The organism is Pseudomonas sp. NFACC45 (assembly GCF_900113505.1).
Classification (GTDB): domain Bacteria; phylum Pseudomonadota; class Gammaproteobacteria; order Pseudomonadales; family Pseudomonadaceae; genus Aquipseudomonas; species Aquipseudomonas tehranensis.
The window spans coordinates 435,083-444,873 of sequence record NZ_FOPO01000003.1 but is presented as its reverse complement, the minus strand read 5'-3'; the positions used below and the strand labels follow the sequence as shown (position 1 = coordinate 444,873).

General features: G+C 59.9%; 11 protein-coding genes. 3 read left to right on the top strand and 8 right to left on the bottom strand.

Going from position 1 to position 9,791, the window contains the following annotated elements:
- Positions 1 to 140 precede the first annotated feature (140 nt).
- The 4 genes from BM132_RS07715 to BM132_RS07700 all read right to left on the bottom strand — a co-directional run bounded on the left by BM132_RS07715 (position 141) and on the right by BM132_RS07700 (position 2,723).
- Entirely contained in the window at positions 141 to 1,373 is a 1,233-nt protein-coding gene (locus BM132_RS07715; protein WP_092454367.1) for an RNA polymerase sigma factor, read from the bottom strand.
- On the bottom strand, positions 1,373 to 1,849 hold the full coding sequence (locus BM132_RS07710) for an SRPBCC family protein (RefSeq protein WP_092397120.1): 477 nt from the start codon (positions 1,847 to 1,849) through the stop codon (positions 1,373 to 1,375). The genes BM132_RS07715 and BM132_RS07710 overlap by 1 nt, the downstream gene beginning before the upstream one ends.
- A gap of 27 nt (positions 1,850 to 1,876) precedes the next feature.
- On the bottom strand, positions 1,877 to 2,221 hold the full coding sequence (locus tag BM132_RS07705; RefSeq protein ID WP_092397118.1) for a YciI family protein: 345 nt from the start codon (positions 2,219 to 2,221) through the stop codon (positions 1,877 to 1,879).
- Positions 2,222 to 2,288: 67 nt separating this feature from the next.
- A complete protein-coding gene (locus tag BM132_RS07700; protein ID WP_092397116.1) occupies positions 2,289 to 2,723 on the bottom strand; it encodes a YybH family protein in 435 nt (144 codons plus the stop codon).
- A 143-nt stretch (positions 2,724 to 2,866) separates the two neighbouring features.
- Between BM132_RS07700 and BM132_RS07695 the strand changes: the two genes are divergently transcribed.
- Positions 2,867 to 3,352 carry a GNAT family N-acetyltransferase gene (locus BM132_RS07695; RefSeq protein ID WP_092454365.1) on the top strand — a complete coding sequence of 162 codons (486 nt, stop codon included), beginning with the start codon at positions 2,867 to 2,869 and terminating at the stop codon, positions 3,350 to 3,352.
- Between the two features lie 117 nt (positions 3,353 to 3,469).
- On the opposite strand, the gene BM132_RS07690 is transcribed toward BM132_RS07695, so the two are convergent.
- Positions 3,470 to 3,958 (bottom strand): GyrI-like domain-containing protein, encoded by a 489-nt coding sequence (locus BM132_RS07690; protein WP_092454363.1) that lies wholly within the window; start codon positions 3,956 to 3,958, stop codon positions 3,470 to 3,472.
- A 78-nt stretch (positions 3,959 to 4,036) separates the two neighbouring features.
- A complete protein-coding gene (locus BM132_RS07685; protein ID WP_092454361.1) occupies positions 4,037 to 4,699 on the bottom strand; it encodes a LysE family translocator in 663 nt (220 codons plus the stop codon).
- Between the two features lie 211 nt (positions 4,700 to 4,910).
- Between BM132_RS07685 and alaC the strand changes: the two genes are divergently transcribed.
- Positions 4,911 to 6,128 carry an alanine transaminase gene (alaC, locus tag BM132_RS07680; RefSeq protein WP_092397108.1) on the top strand — a complete coding sequence of 406 codons (1,218 nt, stop codon included), beginning with the start codon at positions 4,911 to 4,913 and terminating at the stop codon, positions 6,126 to 6,128.
- Positions 6,129 to 6,315: 187 nt separating this feature from the next.
- Here the strand turns inward: alaC and BM132_RS07675 are convergent, their stop codons facing one another.
- The gene (locus BM132_RS07675) at positions 6,316 to 7,668 is read right to left on the bottom strand and encodes a GntP family permease (RefSeq protein ID WP_047228337.1); all 1,353 of its coding nucleotides are present in this window, start codon (positions 7,666 to 7,668) and stop codon (positions 6,316 to 6,318) included.
- 92 nt (positions 7,669 to 7,760) lie between these two features.
- Entirely contained in the window at positions 7,761 to 8,294 is a 534-nt protein-coding gene (locus tag BM132_RS07670) for a gluconokinase (protein WP_076386036.1), read from the bottom strand.
- A 215-nt stretch (positions 8,295 to 8,509) separates the two neighbouring features.
- Between BM132_RS07670 and BM132_RS07665 the strand changes: the two genes are divergently transcribed.
- Positions 8,510 to 9,541 carry an HTH-type transcriptional regulator GntR gene (locus BM132_RS07665; protein WP_092454359.1) on the top strand — a complete coding sequence of 344 codons (1,032 nt, stop codon included), beginning with the start codon at positions 8,510 to 8,512 and terminating at the stop codon, positions 9,539 to 9,541.
- Positions 9,542 to 9,791: the final 250 nt, after the last annotated feature.

Sequence of the window (9,791 nt, the reverse complement as noted above, 5' to 3'; positions counted from 1 at the left end):
AAGGCGGTGGGTCAAGCAACAGCGATGTTGACTGTGCCGGCGCTTTCGCGAGCAAGCCCGCTACCACAGTGGTTTCGGGTGTTCATAAATACGATGCACACCGCAACTCCCACAGAAAATTTCATCGTTTGTGGTCATCACTACAACTCCGCAAGCCGCCCCTCGATAAACCGCCTCTCCGGCAATTGCTGCGTCAATTCAAGCGCGCGTCGATACGCCGCCCTCGCCTCCTCCACGCGTCCCAACTGCCGGCAGAGTTCTGCCCGCGCCGAGTGGGCCAGGTGATAATCGAGCAACTCGCCCCGGTCCAGAATCGCGTCGATCCGCTGCAAGCCCACTTGCGGTCCATCACGCTTGGCCAGGGCCGCGGCGCGGTTGAGTTCGATCACCGGCGAAGGCACTGCACGCAACAGCACATCATAGAGGCCGACGATCTGCGGCCAGTCGGTCTCCTGCGCCGTGGGGGCTTCGGCATGCACTGCCGCAATCGCGGCTTGCAGGCAATAAGGCCCGAATCGTCGGGTATTGAGCGCGGCTTCCACCAAGGCGCAGCCTTCGGCGATCATGTCGACGTCCCACAAAGAGCGGTCCTGCTCATCCAGCAGGATCAGTTCACCGCTGGGAGAGGTTCGTGCTCGCCGCCGCGACTCGTGCAGCAGCATCAACGCCAACAGCCCCATGACTTCGGCTTCAGGCAACAGCTCCATCAACAGGCGGGCCAGGCGGATGGCTTCGCGGGTCAAATCTTCACGCGTGACCTCGGCCCCCATCGAGGCCGAATAGCCTTCGTTGAATACCAGATAGATCACTCGCAACACGCTGTCCAGCCGCTCGGGCAGTTCCGAGCGGGACGGCACCTGATAGGGGATCTTCGCATCGCGAATTTTTGCCTTGGCCCGCACGATGCGCTGGGCGATAGCCGCCGGGGCGGCGAGAAAAGCCCGGGCAATCTCTTCGGTGGTCAGGTCGCACACTTCCCGCAACGTCAGTGGCACCTGGGCATCAGCCGCCAGGGCCGGGTGGCAACAGGTGAAGATCAGCCGCAGGCGATCGTCTTCCACGTCCTCATCACTCCAGTCGCTCTGCTCCAGTTCTTCGAGCTGGGCAATCAGCATCGGCCGGGACGCCGCGAAGCGAGCGCGCCTGCGCAAACTGTCGATGGCCTTGAAGCGCCCGGCCGACACCAGCCAGGCCCGAGGGTTATCCGGCACACCGTCACGCTGCCAGCGCTCGACCGCGATGAAGAAGGCCTCGTGCAAGGCCTCTTCAGCAAGGTCGAAATCCCCCAGTAGGCGAATCAGCGTCGCCAGGATGCGCCGCGAGTCTTGCCGATAAACCTGCTCGACCCGTGCGCTGACTTCTTCGGCCGACATCAGTCGGGCATGCCCTGGGTCACCAGCGCCTCGAGCCGGTCAAGGCTCTGGCCCCAGCCGTCATGAAAGCCCATGGCTTCGTGGGCCTGGCGGTCTTCTTCGTTCCAGTGCAGGGCGCGGGCGGTGTAACGGGTTTTATCGCCCACCTCCTCAAGCAACACTTCGCCGGTCATGAAGGCTTTGCCGGAGGGGATCCAGCCGGGCACAAACGCATCGGTGAACACCAACCGCTGCGGGGCGATGATCTCCAGAAACACGCCCATGGTCGGATACTCACTGCCGTCCGGGGCACGCATCAGGGTGCGAAACTGACCACCGACCCACAGGTCCATTTCGCACTCCGGCGTCGTCATGCCGTGGGGCCCCCACCATTGGACAAGCAGGGCCGGCTCGGTCCAGGCGCGGAAGATCTTCCGGCGCGGGGCGTCGATCACCCGGCTGATGGACAACTCGAACGAGGCAGGTTTGAGGTTCATGAATGAAATCCTGTTTGTGATTGTTGTTCAGGGATTCAGTTGACGTACCGGTCGGACCTCGACGCAGCCGACCCGGGCCGCCGGAATGTTGCCGGCGACCTGGAGGGCTTCGTTCAGGTCTTTGGCGTCGATCAGGTAGAAGCCCGCCAGTTGCTCCTTGGTTTCGGCAAACGGACCGTCCGTAATCGACAACTTGCCGCCGCGCATGCGCACCGTGGTAGCGGTTTGCACCGACTCCAGGGCCTCGGCGGCAATCATCCGACCGCTGCCCTGGATCGACTCGGCATAGGCCATGCATTCAGCGTCCTGCGGGCTGTCGGGTGAGTTGTGCAGCGCATGCTCGTTGCTATAGACCAGGCATAAATACTTCATGGAAAGCTCCGTGATCGAACTGATCAACTATGGACCGCTGAAAGACACTCGGCGAAAAACCCGACGATCAGGGCTGCAGGTCGAACAGGGCTGTGCCGGCCATCGGATCAAACGGCGCGGACCAATGCTCATGGACGATCTTCCATTGCCCCGCCACACGCTGATAGCAAGCCGTGGTGCGCATCCAGCACGCCTGCTCTTCACCTTTGTCGTTGGTACCGCCGCAATAGGCCAGCCAGTGAGCGAAGGCGATAGCGTCGGCCGAGGTAATCTCGACTTGATGGAAGTCGAACTTGTGCGGTCCGGGGCACATCTCCATGCACGCCTGCCAATGGGCCCGGTAAGCGACTTTGCCCTTGAATTGCAGGGCCTGGATGGCATCGAACGAAACGATGTTGTCGTCATAGAGCGCCATGACTTTTTCAACATTCTTTTCCATGACGGCCTGGCGATAAGTCTCGATCAGGGCCTTGATTTCGGTTTCGGTGGTTTGGCTATTCATGGTAATTCTCCGCAGGTTTTTTGTTGAAGACACCCTTTGTCGTTTAGAGAAACTGCGAATCGACAACCCAAACAAAAATAATTCAAAGAAGAAAATTCGCTAGAATCCCAGGCCCATTCTGTCGGCAAACAACGGATGCTTCTGTGACCGCTCAGCTCGTCCCCTACGAAGACCTCACCGAGCTGCAGCGCACGCAGATCGAAGCCATCGAAATCCACCCCGAACAGATCAAGTTCGCCGGCGATATCCACGGCGCACTGCACACGCTGTTGTCCAGGCCCGGCCCCGGCGTCAAAGGGTTTGCGTTGCTGGCAGGCGAGGTGCCAGTAGCGTTCCTGTTACTCAAGCGCCCGCCAGTGCTGCCAGCCTGGGCCAACGAACACAGCGCCACCCTGCACGCCCTGCAAGTCGATTATCGGGCCCAGGGCAAAGGTTACGGTAAGGCCTGCCTGCAAGCGCTTCCTGCCGTGGCTCGGGCGGCATGGCCGCAAATCAGAGGGCTGGAGCTCTCGGTCGACGCCGATAATGTCTTGGCCATCGGCCTGTACACGCGGTTGGGCTGGGTCGACAGTGGCGAGGCGTACAAGGGCCGCATCGGTTACGAGCGGCGGATGGGGCTGGTGTTTTGACCCAACTGTGCGAACTTGCTCGCGATAGACCCTCACATCAGCATCGTCGCTGACGGTTTTACCGCTATCGCGAGCAGGCTCGCTCCCACAGGTTTCGCATTGCCCAGAGGATGGCAATCAGCTCGGTTTGAGAGGAATCCAGATCTCTAGAGTGCCCTCACCGGTCCTGGGATTGAAGTCTTCGCTGTAGCGTTCGAACTCCGGTGCGTCGGCAGCAGTGTGGCCGGATCGCGGCAGCCACTCTTTCCAGATGTAGTGGAACGTCTGCGGCAGGTCTTTCAACGGTCCTTTGTGTTCGAATACGGCGTAGTGCCCAGGCTGAATTTCGATCCAGCGCAACTGTTCGGGCAGGTCATCGAGCCGGCTGACTTCCACTCCGGCAATGTATTCAAACCCTCCCTCCCCGTCCGGGTTGCAACACACGCCATAGGTGACCTCATCTTTCTGCCCTGGCACTTTACCGAGCCAGGGCAAAAACTTTTCCCAGAGCAGCGGGATATCCTGGGCGGAGTCCTGAGTAAAACGGCCACCAAAACCGGCGATGAGCTGAAAGCGTCCGTGTTCGAAGCGTGGTTCGGCGATGTTATCGGATTCGTGCTTTTCCATGCATCAACACTCCAGAAACGTGAGGTCGGGTTTTGCAGTATAGAAGCCAAATGGAGATTGCCAGGTCCGTTTCGCTTGTCAGAGTCCAGGCACAACGGCCGGCGCGAGCTTGCCGATAAACTCGTTGTAGCCAGAAACAATCACGTACACCGCGAAATAGCAGAAGATGGCTGCCGATGCCCAATAGCAATAGCGCAACAGTTTATCGCCCAACAGCTTGCCACCCTGGGTTGCCGCCAGGCACAGGCCGGCACACCAGAGCAGTCCGGCACAGAGAAACCCACTCAGGAACAGCGCCGAACTGAGGATCGTTCCGCCGCCCGAACGAGCAATCAATGTGCCGCCCACCGCCGCGAACCAGAGAATGGCACTGGGCGAGGACATCGCCAGGAAAATCCCGCGAAAAAACTCCTGCCCGGAAGAATTACCCCGCACCTCACCAGCCTCGGCCAACACCGCAGCGTGATAGATCGCCGAATGAATCATCTTCGCGGCGAAATACAGCAACACCACCGAGCCGCCGATCCACAGCACCCAGCGCACCGTTTCGTATTGCAGCAGCACCGTCATGCCGGCCAAGGCCAGGACCGCGTAGACCAAGTCCCCCACACATGTGCCCAAGCCCAGGGCAAAACCCTGGAAATAGCCACGCTGCATGGCCAAGGTAATCATGGCGATATTGGCCACGCCAATGTCCAGGCACAAAGAAAGGCTCAGCAGGAAACCGCTGGAAAATTCCATCATTCAGTCCATTCGTTTTTTTGAAGAAGGCGAGTCGTGCAGCCTGCAGGCGTGACTCAAAGCTCCACGACCGGATCGACAGTGTCGTCGAAAATAGTTGCGCGCCGCTACTGGACAATTGGCCATCTGCCCCTTTATCTTGCGCCGCAGGCCACCGCAGTGGCCAACGTCGCTCGGACGGTTCCGGGCGCTCACGTATCTCGAGGCAACAATGGCCAACCCAGGTTCGCCGCGCCGCTTTGCGCGCATCGATCGACTCCCCCCGTATGTATTCAATATCACTGCCGAGCTGAAGATGGCTGCGCGTCGGCGCGGCGAAGACATCATTGACTTGAGCATGGGTAACCCCGACGGCGCCACACCTGCACACATCGTGGAAAAGCTGGTCACCGTCGCTCAGCGTGAAGACACCCACGGTTATTCCACCTCCAAAGGCATACCGCGCCTGCGCCGCGCCATTTCGCGCTGGTACAAGGACCGCTACGAGGTGGACATCGACCCGGAAACCGAAGCCATCGTCACCATCGGTTCCAAGGAAGGCCTGGCGCATCTGATGCTGGCGACCCTGGACCAGGGCGACACCGTGCTGGTGCCCAATCCCAGTTATCCGATCCACATCTACGGCGCGGTGATCGCCGGCGCCCAGGTGCGTTCGGTGCCCCTGGTGCCGGGCGTGGATTTTTTCGATGAGCTGGAGCGCGCCATTCGCGGCTCGATTCCCAAGCCGAAAATGATGATCCTGGGCTTTCCGTCCAACCCGACCGCGCAATGCGTGGAGCTGGACTTCTTCGAGCGGGTCATCGCCCTGGCCAAACAGTACGACGTGCTGGTGATCCACGACCTGGCCTACGCCGACATCGTCTACGACGGCTGGAAAGCCCCGTCGATCATGCAGGTGCCCGGTGCGAAAGACATTGCCGTGGAATTCTTCACCCTGTCCAAGAGCTACAACATGGCTGGCTGGCGTATCGGCTTCATGGTGGGCAATGCGGAGCTGGTCAACGCCCTGGCGCGGATCAAGAGCTATCACGACTACGGCACCTTCACACCGCTGCAGGTGGCGGCCATCGCCGCGCTTGAAGGCGATCAGCAGTGCGTGCGTGATATCGCCGAACAGTACCGCCAGCGCCGCAATGTGCTGGTCAAGGGCCTGCATGAACTGGGCTGGATGGTGGAGAACCCCAAGGCGTCGATGTACGTCTGGGCCAAGATCCCCGAGGCTTATGCTCACCTGGGTTCGCTGGAGTTTGCCAAGAAACTGTTGGCCGAAGCCAAGGTCTGCGTCTCGCCGGGGGTGGGGTTCGGGGAATATGGCGATGATCACGTGCGCTTTGCACTGATCGAAAACCAGGACCGGATTCGCCAGGCCGTGCGCGGCATTCGCGGGATGTTCCGGGCGGATGGGTTGGTAAGCAAACCTAACGCCTGACACAAAACCCAGTGTGGGAGCGGGCTTGCTCGCGCTCGACTCTGTAGGAGCTGGCGAAGCCTGCGATCTTTTGATCTTTCGCTTGGGATTCAAGCGTCTAGGGAAAGATCGCAGCCTCGTTGCACTCGACAGCTCCTACAAGGCCCAGCGGGAGCAAGCTCCCTCGCCACAGACAGTCCAGGTGTTCTTAGATCACCAGCGACAGCAACAAGATGAAGATCAGCGCTACCACGGACAGGATGGTTTCCATCGCCGTCCAGGTCTTGAAGGTTTCGGCCACGGTCATGTTGAAGTACTGCTTGACCAGCCAGAAACCGGCATCGTTAACGTGAGACAGGATCAGCGAACCGGCACCGGTCGCCAGGACCAGCAGCTCACGGTTCACACCCGGAATCATCCCGACCACTGGTACCACGATCCCGGCACCCGTGATGGTTGCCACGGTCGCCGAGCCTGTGGCGATGCGAATCACCGCCGCCACCAGCCAGGCCAACAGGATCGGTGAAATCTGCGCACTCACCGCCATGTGACCGATCACATCACCCACACCGCTGGTGACCAGCATCTGCTTGAAGCCGCCGCCTGCACCGATGATCAGAATGATCGCCGCAGTCGGTGCCAGACTCGCGTCCAGCCACTTGAGTATCTGGCTGGAACCGATGCCCTGCTTGTAGCCGAAGGTGTACAGCGATAGCAGCAACGCCAACAGCAGTGCAGAAATCGGATGCCCGATCAGGTCCATGAACGTGCGGAAGAAATTGCCTTCAGGCAGCACCACATCGGCAAAAGTCTTGAGCAGCATCAGGAACACCGGCGACAGCACGGTGATCAGCGTGATGTTGAAGCTCGGCAGATCGGCAGAATCGGTCTCACGGGCCAGTTGATCCACCAGCTCCTGATTCGGATGGCCGGGGATGTGCTTGGCAATGAATGTACCGAAAATCGGCCCGGCAATAATGGCCGTTGGCAACGCCACGATCAGGCCATAGAGAATGGTTTTACCGATGTCGGCACCAAATACGCCAATCGCCAGCAGCGGGCCCGGGTGCGGTGGCACCAGGCCGTGGACCGCGGAAAGACCGGCCAGCAGCGGGATACCAATCTTGATGATCGAGACACCGGTGCGACGCGCCACGATGAACACCAGCGGGATCAGCAGCACGAAACCGATTTCGAAGAACAGCGGAATGCCCACCAGGAAGGCGGCGAACATCATGGCCCACTGAACTTTATCCTTACCGAAGGCACGGATCAGGGTTTGGGCGATCTGATCGGCCCCGCCCGATTCGGCCATCATTTTGCCGAGCATTGTGCCCAACGCCAGAATGATGCCGACAAAGCCCAGCACGCCACCGAAGCCGTCCTGGAACGCCTTGATGATGGTGCCGATCGGCATGCCCGAGGTCAGGCCCAGAAAAGCGGCCGCGATGGTCAGTGCAATAAACGGGTGGAGTTTGAACTTGGTGATGAGGACGATAAGTCCGATCACCGTAACCACTGCATCAAGCAGCAGAAACGTCTCGTGGGACATGCCGAACATGGGAGGTGTCTCCTGATTTGTTGTTGTTATTGAAGCGGTTATTTATAAGCCGTCGGGACAGCGCTATCTTTCTGGCGCAAAATTTTTGCAACTCAACTGGCCAGCTTTAAACCGTGATCCACCCACCAGACGTAAGCCTGATGAGCCAGTTCATCGACGCTGTGGCTGGACGCGTCCAGAGCCAGGGTCAGGGGCTCGCCAACAGGGGATTGAAGGGTGGCAAACTGGCTGTCGATCAGAGTCGACGGCATGAAGTGCCCCGGACGATGGGACACGCGGTCGGCGGCCACTTCAGGGGTCAACTCAAGAAACACGAAGCCCAGGCCCGGCAAGGCGCTGCGCAGACGTTCGCGATAACTGTGCTTGAGGGCCGAACAGGTCAGCACCGGACGCTCGCCCATCGCATCGACACGGCGCAACTCGTCGCACAGGCTATCAAGCCAGCCGGCACGGTCGTCGTCGTTCAAGGGGATACCGGCGCTCATCTTCTGGATGTTGGCCGCAGGGTGGAAAGTGTCGCCTTCAATGGCGGTGGCGCCGCTCAACTGGCACAGGGCCTGGCTGACGCAAGTCTTGCCGCAACCGGCAACGCCCATGATGACCAGGGCGGTGATGGGATTATTCATGTAACACCTCAGCGCGCAGACAGCGCTACCTTTGCAAGTTGTGACACCAGAGCAAAAGCAGAAGTTGCCGACGCCTTCTTGTCATTTTTGTGGTTGCAGCATGTTCGTTCACAACGCTAACGGTCAGGGCTCAGGCAAACCCCGCTCACGCATTTGCAGCCGCGTCGAGACAGCGCTACCTTAGTGCCTTGATTTTTGTTTGGCAAGCCGCCCTGATGACCGTCACTAAAAACGATAAGAATACCCGCACCACCGGCCGCCCCACGCTCAACGAAGTCGCACGCCTGGCCGGTGTCAGTCCTATCACCGCTTCCCGTGCCCTGCGCGGCGTCAGCACCGTTGCCGAAAGCCTGGTGGAAAAAGTCCGCCAGGCGGCCCGCGACCTGAACTACGTGGTCAACCCCGCCGCCCGCGCCCTGGCTTCGGCCCAGAGCCATTCGGTGGTGGTGCTGGTGCCGTCGTTGTCCAACCTGTTGTTCATCGACACCCTGGAAGCCATTCATCGTGTGCTCAGGCCCAAAGGCTTCGAAGTGGTGATCGGCAACTATCACTATTCCCGCGACGAAGAAGAAGACCTGCTGCGCAACTACATGGCCTACCAGCCACGCGGTCTGTTGCTGACCGGATTCGACCGTACCGAAAGCGCCCGGCGCATGATCGAGGCCAGCAACATTCCCTGCGTGTACATGATGGAGCTGGACCCCGGTGCGGGCCTTAACTGCGTCGGCTTTTCTCAGCTCAAGGCCGGTGAGACGGCAGCCGAACACCTGATCGCCCGGGGGCGCAAGCGTCTGGCCTATGTCGGCGCGCAACTGGACCAGCGCACGTTGCTGCGCGGCGAAGGTTTTCGCCGTGCTCTACAGAAAGCCGGCCTGTACGACCCGGATCTGGAACTGCTGACGCCACGGCCATCCTCGGTCGGACTGGGTGGCGAGTTGTTTTTGCAGCTGCTTGCCAGCCATCCGGACGTCGATGCAATCTTCTTCGGCAACGACGACCTGGCCCACGGCGCGCTGTTGGAAGCCCTGCGCTGTGGCATCAAGATCCCCGAACAGGTTGCGGTCCTGGGCTTCAATGACCTGCCCGCCTCGGCCTACATGGTGCCGCGCCTGAGCAGCATCAGTACGCCACGGGAAGCCATCGGCCGTCGCGCCGCCGAACAGATGCTCACGTTGATGGCCGGCAACCGCATCGCCCAACCGGTGGTGGACATGGGGTTTGAGCTCAAGGTTCGCGAAAGCACCTGAGCCTGTTCCACGACGGTGATGCAGTGGGCGGTAAAAAGCCGGGTTAAAGACCCGGCTTTTTACGCGATGTGTGCCGATTCAATGACCGAACAGATTCACCTTCTTGGTCTTTTTGTCAGCGCGTTTTTCATCGGCGGTTTTCGCCGGTTTTTTCTTTGCCGCTTTTTTTGAATCCATGCCTTTGGCCATGATACCTACTCCACTCATACGGGATGTGAAGTCAGGTATACACCTATCGCCGCAGACATGT